Annotated in this window: 20 protein-coding genes and 1 pseudogene; 7 read left to right on the top strand and 14 right to left on the bottom strand. The window is 41.2% G+C overall.

The annotated features are described in order from the left end of the window. Positions 1 to 87: 87 nt before the first annotated feature. From A6755_RS19755 to ccpC, 4 genes are all read right to left on the bottom strand, one after another. Positions 88 to 747 carry a potassium channel family protein gene (locus tag A6755_RS19755; protein ID WP_034314073.1) on the bottom strand — a complete coding sequence of 220 codons (660 nt, stop codon included), beginning with the start codon at positions 745 to 747 and terminating at the stop codon, positions 88 to 90. A 61-nt stretch (positions 748 to 808) separates the two neighbouring features. After that, positions 809 to 1,933, bottom strand: a complete 1,125-nt coding sequence (locus tag A6755_RS19760; protein ID WP_082201306.1) for an N-acetyldiaminopimelate deacetylase — start codon at positions 1,931 to 1,933, stop codon at positions 809 to 811. Between the two features lie 75 nt (positions 1,934 to 2,008). Next, on the bottom strand, positions 2,009 to 2,719 hold the full coding sequence (dapD, locus tag A6755_RS19765; RefSeq protein WP_034314078.1) for a 2,3,4,5-tetrahydropyridine-2,6-dicarboxylate N-acetyltransferase: 711 nt from the start codon (positions 2,717 to 2,719) through the stop codon (positions 2,009 to 2,011). A gap of 107 nt (positions 2,720 to 2,826) precedes the next feature. Further along, a complete protein-coding gene (gene ccpC, locus A6755_RS19770; protein WP_034314080.1) occupies positions 2,827 to 3,711 on the bottom strand; it encodes a transcriptional regulator CcpC in 885 nt (294 codons plus the stop codon). Between the two features lie 113 nt (positions 3,712 to 3,824). On the opposite strand from ccpC, the gene A6755_RS19775 reads away from it, so the two are divergent. Next, positions 3,825 to 4,292 carry a TSUP family transporter gene (locus A6755_RS19775; RefSeq protein WP_063591722.1) on the top strand — a complete coding sequence of 156 codons (468 nt, stop codon included), beginning with the start codon at positions 3,825 to 3,827 and terminating at the stop codon, positions 4,290 to 4,292. Between the two features lie 128 nt (positions 4,293 to 4,420). Here A6755_RS19775 and A6755_RS19780 read toward each other — a convergent pair whose 3' ends face one another. From A6755_RS19780 to A6755_RS19790, 4 genes are all read right to left on the bottom strand, one after another. Continuing rightward, positions 4,421 to 5,935: an MDR family MFS transporter gene (locus A6755_RS19780; protein WP_244889696.1), complete on the bottom strand. Its 1,515-nt coding sequence runs from the start codon at positions 5,933 to 5,935 to the stop codon at positions 4,421 to 4,423. A 120-nt stretch (positions 5,936 to 6,055) separates the two neighbouring features. Next, positions 6,056 to 6,496 carry a cyclic-di-AMP-binding protein CbpB gene (cbpB, locus tag A6755_RS19785; protein WP_034314084.1) on the bottom strand — a complete coding sequence of 147 codons (441 nt, stop codon included), beginning with the start codon at positions 6,494 to 6,496 and terminating at the stop codon, positions 6,056 to 6,058. Between the two features lie 120 nt (positions 6,497 to 6,616). Further along, positions 6,617 to 6,763, bottom strand: coding sequence for a hypothetical protein (locus tag A6755_RS27220; protein ID WP_094246583.1), 147 nt, complete (start codon positions 6,761 to 6,763; stop codon positions 6,617 to 6,619). A gap of 116 nt (positions 6,764 to 6,879) precedes the next feature. Continuing rightward, positions 6,880 to 7,119 carry a YkuJ family protein gene (locus A6755_RS19790; protein WP_034314086.1) on the bottom strand — a complete coding sequence of 80 codons (240 nt, stop codon included), beginning with the start codon at positions 7,117 to 7,119 and terminating at the stop codon, positions 6,880 to 6,882. Positions 7,120 to 7,302: 183 nt separating this feature from the next. On the opposite strand from A6755_RS19790, the gene A6755_RS19795 reads away from it, so the two are divergent. Beyond that, positions 7,303 to 8,262, top strand: coding sequence for an MBL fold metallo-hydrolase (locus A6755_RS19795; RefSeq protein WP_063591723.1), 960 nt, complete (start codon positions 7,303 to 7,305; stop codon positions 8,260 to 8,262). Between the two features lie 89 nt (positions 8,263 to 8,351). Further along, entirely contained in the window at positions 8,352 to 8,585 is a 234-nt protein-coding gene (locus A6755_RS19800; RefSeq protein WP_034314090.1) for a glutaredoxin family protein, read from the top strand. A 70-nt stretch (positions 8,586 to 8,655) separates the two neighbouring features. Here the strand turns inward: A6755_RS19800 and A6755_RS19805 are convergent, their stop codons facing one another. The 3 genes from A6755_RS19805 to A6755_RS19815 all read right to left on the bottom strand — a co-directional run bounded on the left by A6755_RS19805 (position 8,656) and on the right by A6755_RS19815 (position 10,826). Beyond that, positions 8,656 to 9,135 (bottom strand): DUF3993 domain-containing protein, encoded by a 480-nt coding sequence (locus A6755_RS19805; protein ID WP_063591724.1) that lies wholly within the window; start codon positions 9,133 to 9,135, stop codon positions 8,656 to 8,658. A 183-nt stretch (positions 9,136 to 9,318) separates the two neighbouring features. Then, entirely contained in the window at positions 9,319 to 9,546 is a 228-nt protein-coding gene (locus A6755_RS19810) for a hypothetical protein (protein WP_034314096.1), read from the bottom strand. Between the two features lie 74 nt (positions 9,547 to 9,620). Further along, positions 9,621 to 10,826 (bottom strand): EAL domain-containing protein, encoded by a 1,206-nt coding sequence (locus tag A6755_RS19815; protein WP_063591725.1) that lies wholly within the window; start codon positions 10,824 to 10,826, stop codon positions 9,621 to 9,623. Between the two features lie 444 nt (positions 10,827 to 11,270). On the opposite strand from A6755_RS19815, the pseudogene A6755_RS28350 reads away from it, so the two are divergent. After that, positions 11,271 to 11,472: pseudogene (locus A6755_RS28350) on the top strand (transposase); the annotation flags it as partial. On the opposite strand, the gene A6755_RS19820 reads toward A6755_RS28350, so the two are convergent. After that, positions 11,473 to 13,329 (bottom strand): SLC13 family permease, encoded by a 1,857-nt coding sequence (locus A6755_RS19820; protein WP_034314101.1) that lies wholly within the window; start codon positions 13,327 to 13,329, stop codon positions 11,473 to 11,475. 163 nt (positions 13,330 to 13,492) lie between these two features. Between A6755_RS19820 and A6755_RS19825 the strand changes: the two genes are divergently transcribed. Then, a complete protein-coding gene (locus tag A6755_RS19825; protein ID WP_034314103.1) occupies positions 13,493 to 14,356 on the top strand; it encodes a metallophosphoesterase in 864 nt (287 codons plus the stop codon). A gap of 171 nt (positions 14,357 to 14,527) precedes the next feature. Here A6755_RS19825 and crcB read toward each other — a convergent pair whose 3' ends face one another. Together crcB and A6755_RS19835 are read right to left on the bottom strand one after the other, a co-directional pair. Beyond that, positions 14,528 to 14,890, bottom strand: coding sequence for a fluoride efflux transporter CrcB (gene crcB, locus A6755_RS19830; protein ID WP_084737991.1), 363 nt, complete (start codon positions 14,888 to 14,890; stop codon positions 14,528 to 14,530). Beyond that, complete coding sequence (locus A6755_RS19835) at positions 14,887 to 15,267, bottom strand: fluoride efflux transporter FluC (RefSeq protein WP_034314107.1); 381 nt, start codon at positions 15,265 to 15,267, stop codon at positions 14,887 to 14,889. Before A6755_RS19835 ends, crcB begins: the two co-directional genes overlap by 4 nt. A 162-nt stretch (positions 15,268 to 15,429) precedes the next feature. Here A6755_RS19835 and A6755_RS27390 point away from each other — a divergent pair, with 162 nt between their 5' ends. Beyond that, positions 15,430 to 15,741, top strand: coding sequence for a hypothetical protein (locus A6755_RS27390; RefSeq protein ID WP_370028936.1), 312 nt, complete (start codon positions 15,430 to 15,432; stop codon positions 15,739 to 15,741). 291 nt (positions 15,742 to 16,032) lie between these two features. Further along, positions 16,033 to 16,539: a YkyB family protein gene (locus A6755_RS19845; RefSeq protein WP_052137475.1), complete on the top strand. Its 507-nt coding sequence runs from the start codon at positions 16,033 to 16,035 to the stop codon at positions 16,537 to 16,539. Positions 16,540 to 16,543: the final 4 nt, after the last annotated feature.

Below are 16,543 nucleotides of genomic sequence, written 5' to 3' on the forward strand. Positions count from 1 at the left end.
ACAAAAAGGTTTCGGAATGAGGCCATTCCGAAACCTTTTTGTTTTTTCTTTGATAAAAGCGCTGCTCGATTTAAGCAGGACGCTTACTTATTCCACAATTTTTTTTTCAAAGCGATTGATGTCCGAATCCGCACCGATGACGATCAATATATCACCTTTATGTATTAAATCGCTCGCCTGTGGGGAAACATTAATTTCGTTCCCTCTTTTGATTGCGACTATATTCAGTCCATAGTGGGCACGGATATCAAGGTCAATTATCGAGTTTCCATTCATCTTTTGGCTTGCAACAATTTCGACGATGGAGTGTTCATCAGAAAGCTCCAAATAATCGAGAATATTATTGGAGACGATATTATGGGCAATCCTTCTCCCCATATCCCGCTCGGGGTGCACGACAAAGTCTGCCCCGATTTTACGAAGAACCTTCTCGTGATAATCATTTTGCGCTTTAACCGTAACATTTCCGACACCCAATTCCTTAAGCATGAGAGTCGTCAATATACTGGCTTGAATATTCTCGCCAATCGCTACAATGACGTGATCAAAATTTCGAATTCCTATATTCCTTAGTACATTTTCATCTGTCGTATCCCCTACTACGGCATGTGAAGCTATTCTGGCAAATTCATTCACTCGATCTTCGTCGGCATCGATAGCCAGAACCCCTAATCCTTCTTCAGCTAATGTCTTGACTATGCTGCCGCCAAAACGGCCAAGTCCAATCACCGCAAATTCTTTTTTCACAATAAGCCCTCCAACGTCATTCGTTCTTTCTTTAGAGCATGTTCTGCACTGAAAATCATTTTTATGCTTCGCTTCCTTTAAACGTTATATAATCCGTTAAGTGATCGATCGCGAGTTCAATGGCTTTTTCGTCCGGGCTTAACTTGGCGTGATGCAATCCGTATTCCGATGAAACCCCCAGCCAGAACATGAATCCTGGAATCTCCTTTAACATATAACCAAAATCTTCGCCAGTCATTGCTTCAGTACATTCATGCAAATGAACAGCAGTTGACTTCTCTGTGAAATCCATGAACTCCCGGGTCAACCGCTCTTCATTATATACCTGATGATACATCGCGCCATAGTCGATTTCAGCCAAGCACTCATATCCTACTTGTATACCATCCACAAGCGCTTTTATCCTAGACTTGACCTTTACCATCGATTCGGGGTTAAGAGTGCGTATTGTGCCCTCTAACCGCGCTGTCTCCGCAATAATGTTTTGAACGGTGCCTCCAGTAATCTTCCCAACTGTAATGACAGCTGAATCTAGCGGATTGACATTCCTGGAAACGATTGTTTGAAGTTGCCCTACAAGCGAGCAGGCCGCAATGACCATATCATTTGTTTCGTGCGGATAGGCTGCATGTCCTCCTTTCCCCCTCAAATCGATGAATAATTCAGATGTATTGGCAAATAGAAGCCCTTCTTTAACGGCAATCGTCCCAACTGGATACTCCGGAGCAATATGTAAAGCAAGGATCATATCAGGCTTCCATTTTTTCATCGTTTCCGATTTAAGCATTGGTTCAGCTCCGCCAGGACCCTCTTCTGCAGGCTGGAAGATGAATAGCAAGTCATCATCGATCGGATTTTCCGTGAAATATGTCAATAATCCCAAACCTATGCTCATATGAAAATCATGACCGCAGGCATGCATATATTCCTCATGGTTGGATGCAAACGGCAATCCGGTTTCCTCTTTTATCGGCAAACCGTCTATATCAGCCCTGTAGCCAATGGTTTTTCGCGGGTTCATTCCCTTCACTTTCACGAATATCCCAGTTCTCCATGTTTCTATTTCCATTCGCTCCTGGGCCAGATTCGTTATGTAATTCAGTAGGTATTGCTGCGTCTTGAATTCTTTGAACCCTATCTCCGGTATTTGATGCAGATCACGCCGGATCTTGGCAAAAGGGTTTATTTTCACATTATTCCCTCCCTATACAGAAAGCGTGGATATAGTTATCCACGCTTCAGGCAATATTCACTAAAGAAATTAAAGTTGACGAAGTTCTTGCATGATTTCTGTTTTTGATTTTGTTTTTTCGTCAATTTGTTTAATGACCCTCGCCGGGATACCAGCAGCCACGGAATATGGAGGAACGTCTTTCGTTACGACGGCACCAGCAGCGACAACGGAACCTTCTCCGATTTTGACACCTTCCAGGACGACCGCATTGGCTCCGATCAATACATCATCTTCCAATATGACCGGCTGTGCGGAAGGCGGCTCGATGACACCTGCTAAAACGGCACCAGCACCTACGTGACAGTTTTTGCCCACTGTTGCACGTCCGCCCAGAATTGCGTTCATGTCGATCATTGTACCTTCACCGATGACAGATCCAATATTGATTGATGCACCCATCATGATGACCGCGTTATCTCCAATGGAAACTTGGTCACGGATTATTGCGCCTGGCTCGATACGGGCTTTGATGCCTTTTAGATCCAATAAAGGAATGGCAGAGTTACGACGATCATTTTCAACTACATAATCCTCGATTTTTGTTCCTGCTGCCTTGATCGCTTCTTCGATTTCAGACCACTCACCGAATACAACCCCTGTATTTCCTGTTATGAAAGTTTTAGAAGCTGGACCAAAATCCAGACCTTCTAAATCGCCTTTGACATATACCTTTACAGGTGTGGATTTTTTACTATTCGAGATAAAAGAAATAATTTCGTTTGCATCCATTTTATTCATTCCGGGAAAACCTCCTAAATATGTATCATTACTCGTTTTAAATTTACCAGACAACAGCCGGCAAGACAAGTTGAATGTCAGCCCTATTGACATTTTCGTCGGCGGACCTATAACATTCCTTGGTCGCGAATATGCTCTTTAACCACTTCCGTGAATGCCTGGACTTGCTTTAACTGGAAGGCAGATTCATAGCCGCAAAGCCATGTATCACGTTCGATTGAGTGGTTATGCCCATCCAATAGAGGGATTTTAAATACATTCGTATCTTTATCATGTAAAGTGATGGCTGGCAGGATCGCATATCCAATACCATTAAACACCATTTGTTTGCATGTTTCGATTTGATCAACGACTATGGTGTTTTTTGGTGTCGTTTGAAATTGCCGATGCCACCAATCTTGAATTTCCTGATAATAATTCGAATCGCTTTTAAACTGAATGAATGGACGGTCCGTTTCGAACACTTGATTCAGTTCCTTCATTTCAGTATCCACCAAATACAGCATATCCGTGAATAAATGCTGTTTTACGCCTTTCCAATCCGGTGCTCCCCTTATGATGCCAATATGCACTTGCCCTTCATACAAAGACTTTAAAATCTCACTGCTCCAGCCAGTGATCAAGGAAATTTTTGCATACGGATATTTTCGGACGAACTTTTTCAATACTTGCGGAAGCCAATTTTGACCGACAATCGAGGCACAGGCTATTTTCAAAGTGCCATATACTTCATGGTCCATGGCTTGAATACTTTCCCTGACCTTCTCTTCTTTTTCTATAACCTCATTGGCCAAACGAATTACCGCTTCACCTGCAGGCGTCAGTGACAGCCCTTTTTGTGAACGCAGAAACAGTTTCGAGCCCCAATCCTTTTCTATTGATTGTAAACGCTGGGATAAAGCCGGCTGGGAAACGAACAACCGCTCAGCTGCTTTTCTCATATTCATTTCCTGAGCAAGCACTGATAATAAATGAAATTCTGAAAATGACATACACACCAACCTCTTGATAATTAATTCTTATCATGATGATTTAATTTATTTAAATTTTATTATCAACAAAGTCCGCTTATAATACAAGAGAAAAGGAACGGAGTGAATATCCTTTGACGATCATTTTATTGCTTGCCATCAGTTTTGCAGCATCCTTTGTCGGGACATTGGCCGGGAGCGGCGGCCTCATCGGCATGCCGTCCCTTCTTTTGTTAGGTCTACCCATTCACCAGGTTATTGGATCAGTCAAATTTCCCAATATGTTTTCTTCTTTTTCCGATGAATCGGATTGGCATCCCCCAAAAAAAGTTTATCCATCCCTATTCGGAATCAGTGTCTATGACGGAATGTTCGGACCGGGACAGGCGACCATGCTCATGTATACCTTTTTAAGAAATGGCGCCACCTACCTTCAATCCCTGGCCTTTACTAGATTCCAAACTTTCATTAGCTGTACAGCTGCTTTCATTACCTATTTCATGTCCGGTAACATTGCATGGGGGATTGCCATTTATAACACGCTCGGTTCCCTGAACGGATCACGGCTGACCTTGCGTGTGGCTCAAAAAATCTCCACTTGACAGTTGAGATTCATTTTACATTCGGTCACGATCGCATTATTGAATCAATTGGTCATCAGAGTTGCATTTCATTAAAAGGCAAACTACATTAACGAGTCTGCCTTTTTCCTATGCCTTCTTATTCTTTCTTATTCTTCCTTATTCTTTCTTAGTCTCGTTAGAAACAGGAAGCTGATTACAGAGAAGACTAGAACAATGAGATAAATCGTCTGTAAAGACAATGTAAGTCCTTCCTGTAAAACATTTACCACATTTTCAGGAAGCGACGTGCGTTCTTCACTGTTCAACAATTTATTTGCCGTATCTATCGTCACTCCCGATCCGGCCGGCGCATGCTCATTCAGATAAGCGTGAAGTCTCATATTCATGATTCCTCCAAGTAATGCAGCACCTACAGTATTTCCTAAATTACGCATGAACATATTGGAAGCCGTCGCAATGCCCCTTCGTTCCCAGCTGACGGTTTTTTGAATGACGACAATGAATGAAGTAGAAGTCAAGCCCATGCCTACACCGACAAAGAAGGATCCCATGGCGGCAATAATGGGCCCAGCTTCCGGATTCATCCATACTAGGATCAGACTCCCAAGGATCAATGAGCCCCCTCCAAGAAGGGAGGTTGATTTAAATCCTATTTTCAACAATAACTTGCCTGACACCATAGATGCGATCGGCCAGCCAATTGACATGGCTGTTAATGTAAAACCAGCTACCGTAGGCGAGCGCTCCATCACGCCCTGAACGAATGTGGGGAGGAAACTTGATAATCCAATCATCATCACCCCTGTCGTCAAGGATACTAGGTTCGCAATCAGAATGGAACGCTCCTGCCAGATTTCAAATGGCATCATCGGTTCGGCTGCTTTCTTTTCCTGAAGAATGAATAGGATAAAGGTGATGATGGCCACTAATGCCAAGGATATGACCGGAGCTGAAGTCCATGACCATTTCACCCCTCCTTCTACGAGCAGCACCATAAGAGTTGATATGGACAATGTCAATAGCGTTGCACCTAGGTAATCGATATCACGTTTTTTCTTTTCGATATTTTCATGAAGGAATAACCAAATTCCAATAAAAGATAGTACGCCCAAAGGAATATTGACCCAAAAGACAAGTTTCCAAGTCAGGGATTCAACGAGCAAGCCGCCCAATGCTGGTCCCATTACCGCTGAAATGCCCCAAACGCTCGAAAGATACCCTTGAACGCGTGCCCTCTCTTCATTTTTATAGATATCACCAATAATTGTCGAGGCTACAGGCGCTACAGCTCCCGCCCCAAAACCTTGTACAAAGCGATAAATGATGAGTTCCGTCATTGAATTGGAAAAGCCGCAAAGAAGGGAGCCGATTAAAAAGACAACGATTCCAAATAATAAGACGGGTTTTCTCCCGAGTATGTCCGATAGCTTTCCGTAGATTAAAACTGTTACGGCGTTCATTAACAAATAGCCTGAAAACACCCAGCTGTATAGTGAAAAACCACCTAAATCACTTACAATGGCCGGCATTGCCGTCGAAACGATCGTTCCTTCAATAGCATTCATAAACATCGCTAACATGATGGCAGCCAATATGAAGGGACGTTTCAATTTTTTATTCTGCACGTTTGCACTATCCATTGCATGGCCCAATTTTTGCATCCTCTCCTAATAGATCCTACCTGTTAATAGCCTTCACCACTAACTGGATCAAATATGTAAAAAAACAAGAAAACTCGCCAACTGGCGAGTCTTGGGGTTAACCGTCATTTTATGCCTTGCTTATTTATCAGGTGTATTTTGTTTAAATACTTTTTTCAAGATTGCCCTTCTTGTTAAGATGCCTTCAAATACATGTTCGTCATTCTCCACACAGACAAACGGATGATCAATCAACAATTCCACACCCTTGGTCAATGTATCTTCAATATGCAGGCGAGGTATTTCTATATTCATTATTTCGGAAACTTTTTTATGCTCAAGATTATCAAATTCAATTCGTTCCAGTCCCAAGATTGAATCGAGAATGACTGGTGTGCTAATTAAACCATGCAGTTTATACATCGGATCTAACACAGGAATGGCCGTATAACCGCTCTTTGTTAATACCAATAGTGCATGTTCTAAATTATTGGTTACCTGCACGTGGGCCACGCGTTCAGAAGAAATCATTAAGTCTTTAACGCTGGATTCCAATAAATCCCCATCATGAGTACCGATCATGTTAAAACCCCTTACCATATGTTTTTATATACAGCTCTTTCTATAGTTTAACATATGTAAGCAGAAAAGGCTCATTCCTAGACCAATAAAATCCCAATTGGCGGGATTCGTGAGAGACCCTTAGCCCTTACTAGTTTTGATGTTTACCTGTTTAAAACCGCATTCCGGGCATTGATAAATCACATTTTGGTTGGATTGCGCCGTTAATACATTTTCCATTTCCCTTTCCTCGCCGCATTCCGGGCATATTACCATCGGATTTTTCATTTACATCCCTCCAACTAATAAGATGTCGTAAAAATAACTACTTCATTCAGTAAAAATTGACCGGTTTTTCACAATAAAAAAGCCGCTTCCAATGGAAGGCGGCTTTTTGTGTTTTTTTAAGATTGAAGAAGATCAAAGATTTCAATGGTAATCATATCAATATTATCAAATTGATATTTTGATGATTTCCCTTTATCACTGTATACTTCAAGCTCGAACATTTCTGTTTTGCTGAAATATGTAACCTGGCACTTTTTCACACCATCTATTTCAAAAAAACGTTGAGCAGATTCAGATTCCTTCGCTTGCTCTTGAAGACTTTTCAATCTGGTAAGGATGCCCTGTAATTGAGACATACTCCCTCTCCTTTCTGAATAAAACCTTTTCGATAGGTTTCACTATACCATACTTTTCTATCCAGTAGCCACGCGGAAATAAATTCAGAATAATTTAAAACTTCATTCTTTACATGGCACTATTAACAGAATAAAATAAGGAATGGATTTTGTACATGAAAAATTTTCTGGGGGTAGATTCTGTTGCAAAACATTAGTGAGCTTGGTTTTCGAATTTCATTAATTGATGGTTTTGATTTGGATAGAAGAAATCGTACAGGAACATATGTAATTGCCGATGAGGACATCACCTTAGTCGAAACTTCCGCCAGCCCTTCCATCCCCCACTTAATGAAGGGGCTCGAACATTTGGGAATCGCCCTCGAAGATATTACATATATCATTCTTACCCATATTCATTTGGACCATGCAGGTGGAGCTGGACTTTTTTTACAGCATTGTCCGAATGCCAAAGTGATCGTCCACCCAAAAGGAGCAAGGCATCTAGAAGATTCAACTCGTTTGATCGCTGGGGCTAAAGCAGTCTATGGTGAAGAATTCAACAAGCTTTTCGATCCGATATTACCCATACCTTTTGAAAAAATGCTGATTAAACAAGATAGGGAATCCCTAAAAACAAGTGATACTTCCACGTTGACCTTTTATGACACGCCAGGACACGCGAACCATCATTTAAGCATATACGATTCGGTTTCAAAAGGGATGTTTTCAGGTGACACCGTAGGCATCTTTTATCGTGAACTCGATGAAGAAGGTTTGGAATTTTACTTACCGTCCACATCGCCGAACCAATTTAATCCCGACGCGATGCTTGCTGCAGCGGAATTGTATGAAAGCATTGGCGTCGAACGTATATATTTTGGCCATTACGGCGTATCGGAAAACCCTAAGGAAGTATATAAACAACTTCATTACTGGCTGCCTAAATTTGTGGAGACAGCCAAATCGGCATATAGGGAATATGCTAGCTTCGAGGATCAAGTGGCAGCAGCCAGTAAAAATATTTTCACGGAAGTCGCTGTTCATTTAGGCGAAAAAGGAATCACTGCTGATCATCCAGTTTTTGAAATCATTGCCATGGACTTGAACGTTTGTTCCATGGGATTGATAGACTATCTTGTAAAACAGGAGAAAGATCGGTAAAAAGATCCTTGAGGTTTATCCCTATTCAAATGTCTTGGCATTCTCTATAATGAAAAAGTACCTTACTAAAGCATATATGGAGGAATGAAATGAAAGACGTTACACTCTATACCCAACCTGATTGCCCTCCCTGCAAAATCATGAAAATGTTCTTTGATGATAATAATATAGTATACAAAGAAAAAGATATTAAAGCAGATGGGCATGCACGTAAAGAACTAACCAATAAATATGGGGCTTATTCCACACCAACGGTCGTCATCGATGGGAAAGCCATTATTGGTTTTGAATTGGACGAAATAAAAAAGGAATTGAATATATAATAAAAAGTCTAGAGAAGGCTGTGGCCTTCTCTAGACTTTTTCATTTCAGCTTCCTTTAAAATCCCCAATTCTATTTTCTGTTTTCATACTTTACATCCTTTACCTTCCAAGCGCCATTTTCCTTTTTCAAAGTAACTGCTTCTACATGTTTTTCCATCGATACAGGTCCGTCCCCATTGTCCTGGAATTCTTCCTGAACATAAATGACATCACCTTTTTTCCCATATACAATTTCCGTATTCTTATCGTAACTGAAGAAAGGGATATAATACGGAGCGAAATCTGAACCAAATGCGGTATAACCGCCATCGACTTTCACTACATTCGCTTGGACGAACTTCTCGATGAAATCACCAGTGAAATGTTTTTCCAACTTCCCTTCAATCGCTTCCTTGGAACGTACTTCCTCACTGATCGAAACCTGATTCTCCATGGCATCATGTATTAAAGATAGTACTTCCTCTCTATGTAAGCCCTCCGCTGAAGCAGTGACCCCCCCACTTAAAAGTAAAAGGACGCTGGCAAGACATGCAACTAAATATTTACTCATTACAATCATCTCCTCGTTATAGAATTTCTCCTAATGATTCGGATTTTTTGCCTTTGTCTTTCAATACCCGTCCAGATCAAAGCCAAACTACAAAATCACATTCTCCGTTAGACCTTGAAACCATCGCCCATTTTTCACAAATAAAAAAGAAGATTTCATGAAATTGAAATCTTCTTCTTACAACTATCGAAAAGCATAGTAAAAAATAAAACCGGCAACCAAAATCGTCCCAATAAAAAGAGAAACGAATATCGGGTTCTTTAAATAAGGATGTTCCTTAACTGAATCATCGATAGTCGAATCATAACTGGCTTTCACTTTCTGAGCCCTTGCTACAGAATAAGTATAAAAGAGCAGATATAACGCCATGACTGTAACGATTATGATTAGAATCCAGATGTACGTGCTCAAAATATGTCTCCTCCAAGCGCATCATTTCTGCTTATCGTTACACATTTAAAGCGATTATATTCATGAATCGTTTTTTATAATAGTGCTTCATTTTCATATAAATAACTATAAGAAAGATCACAGAAAATATATTCCTTATTATTCAGTGGATAGGAAAAGGTCCGAATGGTTTCCCCCGTTTCAATATCACTGTATAAATCGGATAACCTTCCTTTTTTCTCGTTACGCATCTTTACAATATTTTCGAGGAAATAAGGTCTCCAGCTCCAATTTTTATTCATATAACTCGGTTGGACCATCCATTGCCCGTCCTTATAGAGGATATTGGGGGATTTTTGATACCCCTCTTCATCACATATATATAGACGAAAACATATTGAATCCAATTTTTTCGCCAAAACTCCGAGAAACTCTTCATGGGAGCCGGCCCGCTTATGCTGTTTTAAGAAGTTTTGCATATTCTCGTTGAATTGCAAAGTCTTTTGATAAACGGCTTCAAGCTTCTTGGTCTCTAAAGAAATGAAGGACTGGCATTCTTGATGGAATTTTTCACGAAGTAAATCTTTATTAATGAATTCGCCTTCCGGTTTCGCCAAGAAATATCCTTGATAATATCGTCCCCCATTCTTCCATGCAAAGCGAAGCTGGTATTCGGACTCAATGTTCTCAAATAGTAAGTTAGCGCCGATTTTACGTGCTAGCATGCTTAAAGAAAACAGGATGACCTGATAGGCATCCCCACCTGAGATGCGAAGCTGGTCCAGGTTAACTTTTAAAATATTCGGAGAAATCTGTGCGATTCGGTCGAGTTGCGTATCTTGTCCTAAATGATCTAAAGCTATCTTAATCCCATATGTTTTAAAGTAAGCAAGCACATGCTGCAGAGGATCTAAGTTTTCCGGACTGATCGTGTCTGATAATTCCAACACGATCCGGTGCATTTCCTCCGGTTGAAAATGACGGTGTAAAATCTCCATGAATTCTTCGCCATGATCCAGCATAAGCAAATTAGGATCTCTGTTGATAAAGATAAGAAAATCTTCACCATAGTCTTTTATTCTCTCCAAGGCAATTTCAAGTACGTAATTATCCACTTCCACCCTATACTCTTCCGGCACTGCAGAATCGTGAAAAAATGGGCCAAGGCTTTTATATTCAGATTGTTCCTCATAGCGCCCTAGAATTTCATACCCGATTACCTGATGTTGATCTGCACTGAAAATCGGTTGAAAGAATGGTGTCACCCTGTCTAAATTCTTTAATATCTTTTCTGTATCCATGATGCATCTTCCCCCTAATTACGAAAACACCAATATGCCAAAATTATACCATTAGTTTCTTGCATTGATAATAAATAATTTTAATTCCTACTGCATAACTCTTTTTTCAATACACTAAAATTCCCCATTCATCCTATCCATTTGAAAAGAAACACATTGAAAAGGCATTGCCCATAAACGGGCAATGCCTACCGTTTTTTATGGTTTGTACAATGAATGCTGATTTCCTCTCCAGGCACTCGCTTTCCGCGGGCGGTCCGGGAGCCTCCTCGGCGTCTTTGCGCCTGCGGGGTCTCCCCGGCCTCGCTTTTCCCGCAGGAGTCTCGTACCTTCCGTTCCAATCAACTTTGTTTAACTTTTAGATAGAACCCTTTGCCTAAAGTCTTCATGGTTTTAAATAGAATTAATAAAACTTGAGGTGATGAGGATGCTTATCTGTGTAATCATCAAGATATAAAACCTATATATGCTAACGTAAAGAAACGATTGAGCTTGTATCCGCAGATGCAAAAGAAAAGCATGGTATGCATTGAATACTTTAAGGGGACTTAAAAAATTGTCGATTGCTGCGATGCTTACTTTCGCTGCGATTAATTCAAAGAAACCGAAGGCATTGTCCATATATGGAACAATGCCTTCGGTCTGATCAGAAAGGGAAGAACCATGGTATCGTGATCACCATGATAACGCCAATGAAAATCTGTATGGATATCCCGATCATGATAAAATCTTTATGCTTGTAATCACCTGCCGTCATGACAAGCGCGTTGGTAGTGGCAACCCTTGGAGTGGATAACGCCAAACTGCCAGCAACGGCAAGGCATAGAAACACAGGTAGTGGATCGATTCCTTGATTAACCGCAGATGTCAGGGCGATGGGCGTCATGATAACCGTCGCGGCTCCATACGGGATGAATTGGCTCAGGATCAGTGTCAGGAGGTAAAAGACCGCTAAAATGCCGTGTGCTCCGATATTACTGAATAAAACGGCCAGCCAATCACTTATCATTCTCACTCCACCCGTATTATCCAATGCAGCCGTAATTCCGAACATGGCAGCTATCAATAGCACAGGTTCCCAGTTAATCTTTTGGTAAGCATCCTCCATCGAACGGACACAGCCAGTAACCACCATCAACAATGCAGCCGTCAATACCGACAGTACAGCAGGGACGGATTCCATCGATAAAAGAATGACCATCAAAGCAGTGATTCCCAAGGCAATCCACGCTTTGCCCTTGGAATTCACCGGAGAGCCATCTTCCGATGTACTCCCAATAACGATAACATCCTGCAAATCCGAGGAAATCCTTTCAATGTTCTCCCATTCTCCATGTATCAGGATTGCATCCCCCGGTTTCAGGCGTTCCGTTCCGACATCCGCTTGAATATATTCGCCATTCCGATTGATTGCCAGTACATTACATTGGTATTTCTCACGAAAATGGACATCTATTAAAGTTTGATTTTCATAATCCGAGTTCGGGACGATCAGTATTTCCGTCAATCCAAATCTACTGCTAAGAAAATGTTTCTTTATTTGTTCGGTATTGAAATGTTTAAATTCCAGTTCAAAGTTAAGTGCCAATCTCTCAACTGCCTCTTCTTCTCCAAACACCAAAATGATATCTTCAGGGTGAAGAACCTCATCCGCCCTGGCTGAAATCGTCTGCTGCCTTTGCAACAGCGGCAGTTGCTTATCCTTTGGCTTCCGCTGGATTTCAATTAAAGTCAATTCATACTGAATAGGGAGCTGGAGGTCCGACAGCCTTTCCCCAACAATATCGGAAGTAGCAGGTATATGCAGATAATGCAATCGGTCATATACTTTGTACATGCCGGCAAGCTCCCCTGCCGACAGTCCCTTTACACTATTGTTCGCTGCAATGGTCTTCTCGGGAAGCAACAGGCGTCCGAGTGTCAACATGAAGAATAACCCTGCTGCAAAGGCGACTAAGCCCACAGGTGTAAAGTCAAAAAATGATAAATTCCCTATTCCATTTTGCCGTAATACATCAGCGACGATCATATTGGAGGGAGTACCCGTAAGTGTTAATAGCCCTCCAATACTGCTTGCATAGGCAAGGGGCAATAAATACCTTGTCGGACTTGTTTTTTGTTGTAAGGCCATGCTCATGACGAGCGGTAGCAGTATGGAAACAATTCCAGTTCCGCTTAAAAAAGCACTTAATATTCCTGCTGTCAGCATGACGATAAGCAGCGATTTCCATTCACTGCCCCCACATAAACCCAACAACTTATTTCCTGCCTTTTCCACGATTCCTGTATTTAACAGGCCGGCACCGACTATAAATAGCCCAGCCAGCATGATGACCACTTGATTCGCAAAACCGGCCACTAGTTCATCCAATGATAGAATCCCCAGTAACCCAAGAATGGATAGCGCACTAAGTGCAATTAAATCTGCTCGAAATTTTCCTTGTATAAAAAGCGCAATCGCGCATAGAAGTATAATCAGTGTAATAAACATTGGTTCGGTCATCATGTTACCTCCGTATAGATGTTCAATTTCAAACCGGATACGGTTTCATCAAACCCCAGTTTACATGTTTTTCATAAGCTTATAGAAGATATTTTCTTCAATTTATGTATATTGTTTGTTAGTATGAGGAAGTAACATTTTTATATTAGATAGGTTGATTAATTTGAATAAACCCATTTCCAGAAGAACATTCTTAAAGAAAAGTCTTGGTACTTTGGCTACCTTAACCGGTTTAGGTATTGGCGGAAACTTTTATGCCCATAATTTGGAACCGAAATGGTTGGAAACCAAGCATAAAATCATCAGCAATCCGCTTATCCCAAAAGGTTTTCATGGCATGAAAATGGTCCAATTCAGCGATACGCATTTAGGCTTTCAATTTCAGCTTAAGGATTTACAAGCAATTGTCAATAAGATTAACGAACTGGACCCTGATGTTATTTTATTTACTGGAGATTTAATGGACCAGCCTAATAAATACAAGGCTCACAAAAAAATCCCTCTCGTTTTGAATCAGCTCAAAGCGCCGCTTGGAAAATTCAGCATCTACGGTAACCATGATCATGGGGGATATGGCTCAGAAATTTACAGCGATATCATGGAAAAATCCCATTTTACCATGTTGCAAAATACCTCAGCTAAGATAACCTTATTAACGGCTGAAGAAATAATCATTGCCGGTGTTGATGATGCCATGCTAGGAAAGCCGGATTTTGAAAAGGCCCTTTTCGGCATCCCGAAGGAAGTGTTCACCATCATGCTTTCACATGCCCCTGACCTTGCCGACATATCAAGGACTTACGACATCCAGTATCAAATAAGCGGACACAGTCATGGAGGTCAAGTGCAAATTCCCTTCGCCGGTGCCCTGGTAACTCCCCCATACGCTGAAAAGTACCGGGAAGGCACGTATGAAATCGATTCATTAACGTTACATGTTAATAGAGGCCTTGGCACTACCCGTCTCCCCTACCGTTTTCTTTCACGTCCGGAGTTAACTGTTTACGAATTCCAAGCCGAAAGATGATAGAAAAAGAACACAGGGGAAAACCGCCGCACTTATTAACAAAACCTGTGCGGATAAAACAACTTGTAGCCATGAATCATTTGTAATCGACTCCTATGAATTATAGCATTAGATGTATATCTGAGAAAACCAGGTTTTTTTTACCAGTACCCATGGTAATTGCCATAAAGGTCATACCATACTTAAATAGCCACATAGGAAAGTGCCGATACAACCTAAAACAGACACCGTTATATAGATAAGGCAATCTATATAACGGTGTTTTCTTATAAGTTCAAGTGTTTCCATACTGAATGTTGAAAAGGTCGTAAAGGCGCCAAGGAAACCTATCGTCAGAAAAACCTGCAATGATAAAGCCCAGCTTTCTTTCTGTGGCAACACCATTCCCAGCCCAAAGGATCCTATAAGATTAATCAGTAAAATGCTAACGGGTATCGAGACGGCTGGCAATAGCCTATTAAAAATAATCTGGAAGACATATCTAGAAGCTGCCCCAAAAAAGCCTCCTATAAAAACTGAAAGAACCTCAATCAAAGAGTCTCACCTCTCCGTTTTTCAAACAGGCCCAGTCCAAGGAAACCAGCGGCCAAACCAAATAAAAGCGTGGCTCCAAGATACATTCCCGCCAATGGCAGAGAAGTCTGCAGGAGATTCACCACTTCTTGAGAAAATGTGGACATCGTGGTAAAACCGCCGCAAAACCCGCTGCCCAGCGCAAAAAAAACAAACGATTTCTTTTTTGAGGCGAAATACCCATTTATCATTCCAAGTAAAAAGCTGCCTACTATATTTATTAAGAGGGTTCCAAGCGGGAAGAAAGAATGACCGGCAGACAAGATTACGCAATAACGCAATATCGCTCCAGCCGCTCCTCCAAAACCGACTGCAAAAATGCTTTTAAACCGTTCCATCCAGGTCACCCCAAATTTTTATCATAAGTAGCTTCATTATAACAGATTAAGATGAAACAGGCTCTTTTCTTTAAAAAATCCATACTATGTAAAGAATTTGAGAAAAGGAGGCTAATTATGCAAACACAGTATTTACCTTATTACCACTATCCACAGACCATAATGCTGCAGAACGATTACAGAAATGCATATGGGAATGAATATGGACCTGAATATTGGAATGACGAGCGCTTCTTTCCTTTCTTTCCGCTATTGGCTCCTGTAGCTTTTGTTGCAGGATTGGCAATTGGACCGTTGCTATTCAATAACCGTCCACCTGTCTATCCTCCATATCCTCCTCCATACCCGCCCGCCTACCCTCCTTACCCTGCTTATCCAGCGTACCCTCCCTATCAAGGCTTTCAGGGTTACCAGCAACAACAATTCGGCGCACAGGCTGGGGTATCTGAAAATATCAATATTTACACTCAATAAGAGTTGGACAGAAGGCGACATAAACGCCTTCTTTTTCTTGGACCAAAAGGGAGTCGGATTGAATTTTACTTCCCTATATATTTTGAAGTGGTATAATATGAAAATGAATAGATGGTAAAGTGTTGGGAAATGATGGTCATACCCTAGAGATGTACATGCTTAATTTTTTCACTATTTTCTGCCTAGTTGCACATACGTCCCTATTTCAACCAATATATAAAACAGGTTTTTCCTGAAGGAAGTCTGTATGTAACGTCCTTCTAACCTTATTAAGAAAAGGAGTTTCCACTAATGAACCAAACGAAAGGACATTCTGAAAGGGATGAGTTTTCGATAAACTCCCTTGCCCAAGCCGTGTTTATTGTCAATAAACATGCAAAGACTGCATTGGAGCCAAAGAATTTATATAATTTAAAACGGCTCGCATTAAGCAAGCTTATGCAAGAAGGAAAAGCGAAGAAGATTGGACTTCATTTCTCTGATAACCCTCGCTTTGCAGCACAACAATCCGACGTCATTGTCGAATGCGGATCATATGTTTTTCATTTACCTCCCACTAAGGAAGATTTGAAAAAACTACCCCACCTCGGCAGCCGGGCAGCCTCCATACGGAACCCTAAAGCCGCCTTGTCATTATCAAAGGCCAAACAGATCCTGCAATCTTACGTTGGACAAGCAGGTGAAAAACAACCGAACACAACCAATACCGAGAAAAGGGCTCACGGGCGCAAGTCGGTCAAGCAACCTTTTCACAATCCATTCCCATCCTCCTTTTTAGGAAAAGGTTCCAAGTATTGATCAT

Source organism: Peribacillus frigoritolerans (genome assembly GCF_001636405.1).
Classification (GTDB): domain Bacteria; phylum Bacillota; class Bacilli; order Bacillales; family DSM-1321; genus Peribacillus; species Peribacillus frigoritolerans.

Coding starts and splice junctions, on each gene's coding strand:
- A6755_RS19815 (WP_063591725.1), bottom strand. CDS start 10,826: ATGGATACAGAAAAGATATTAAAGAATTTAGACAGGGTGACACCATTC.
- A6755_RS19790 (WP_034314086.1), bottom strand. CDS start 7,119: ATGTCTCAATTACAGGGCATCCTTACCAGATTGAAAAGTCTTCAAGAG.
- A6755_RS27390 (WP_370028936.1), top strand. CDS start 15,430: ATGCTGCAGAACGATTACAGAAATGCATATGGGAATGAATATGGACCT.
- A6755_RS19835 (WP_034314107.1), bottom strand. CDS start 15,267: ATGGAACGGTTTAAAAGCATTTTTGCAGTCGGTTTTGGAGGAGCGGCT.
- A6755_RS19800 (WP_034314090.1), top strand. CDS start 8,352: ATGAAAGACGTTACACTCTATACCCAACCTGATTGCCCTCCCTGCAAA.
- A6755_RS27220 (WP_094246583.1), bottom strand. CDS start 6,763: ATGAAAAATCCGATGGTAATATGCCCGGAATGCGGCGAGGAAAGGGAA.
- A6755_RS19805 (WP_063591724.1), bottom strand. CDS start 9,135: ATGAGTAAATATTTAGTTGCATGTCTTGCCAGCGTCCTTTTACTTTTA.
- A6755_RS19820 (WP_034314101.1), bottom strand. CDS start 13,329: ATGACCGAACCAATGTTTATTACACTGATTATACTTCTATGCGCGATT.
- A6755_RS19780 (WP_244889696.1), bottom strand. CDS start 5,935: ATGCAAAAATTGGGCCATGCAATGGATAGTGCAAACGTGCAGAATAAA.
- dapD (WP_034314078.1), bottom strand. CDS start 2,719: ATGAATAAAATGGATGCAAACGAAATTATTTCTTTTATCTCGAATAGT.
- A6755_RS19845 (WP_052137475.1), top strand. CDS start 16,033: ATGAACCAAACGAAAGGACATTCTGAAAGGGATGAGTTTTCGATAAAC.
- cbpB (WP_034314084.1), bottom strand. CDS start 6,496: ATGATCGGTACTCATGATGGGGATTTATTGGAATCCAGCGTTAAAGAC.
- ccpC (WP_034314080.1), bottom strand. CDS start 3,711: ATGTCATTTTCAGAATTTCATTTATTATCAGTGCTTGCTCAGGAAATG.